Source organism: Pseudomonas brassicacearum (genome assembly GCF_003732265.1).
In the GTDB taxonomy this organism is placed as follows: Bacteria; Pseudomonadota; Gammaproteobacteria; order Pseudomonadales; family Pseudomonadaceae; genus Aquipseudomonas; species Aquipseudomonas brassicacearum_D.
Genome location: NZ_MOBK01000384.1, coordinates 1 through 499 on the forward strand (window position 1 = coordinate 1; position 499 = coordinate 499).

A 499-nucleotide genomic window follows, 5' to 3' on the forward strand; every position below is an offset into this window, starting at 1 on the left:
AAGCCTTGTCGAATTGCAGCGGGATGCCGAAGGCGATGGAGGCCAGAATCGTCAGTTTGTGCGCGGCGTCGATGCCTTCAACGTCGAAGGTCGGATCGGCTTCGGCGTAACCCAGTGCCTGCGCTTCGGCCAGCACGTCTTCGAAGGTACGGCCCTTCTCACGCATTTCGGTGAGGATGAAGTTACCGGTGCCGTTGATGATCCCGGCGACCCAGTTGATGCGGTTGGCGGACAGACCTTCACGGATCGCCTTGATCACCGGAATGCCACCGGCCACAGCCGCTTCGAACGCCACGATCACGCCTTTCTCGCGAGCCTTGGCGAAAATTTCATTACCGTGAACGGCAATCAGAGCCTTGTTCGCGGTGACCACATGCTTGCCATTCTCGATGGCCTTGAGTACCAGCTCGCGGGCAACGGTGTAGCCGCCCATCAGCTCTATGACGATGTCGATCTCAGGGTTCGTGGCCACTTCGAAGACATCGTTGGTAATCGCAAT

Annotated in this window: 1 protein-coding gene; it reads right to left on the reverse strand. The window is 58.3% G+C overall.

Translation table 11 applies throughout. From position 1 onward, the window contains the following. Positions 1–499: homoserine dehydrogenase (locus BK660_RS31845; protein WP_123436466.1), on the reverse strand; the 499-nt coding region annotated here is incomplete at both ends.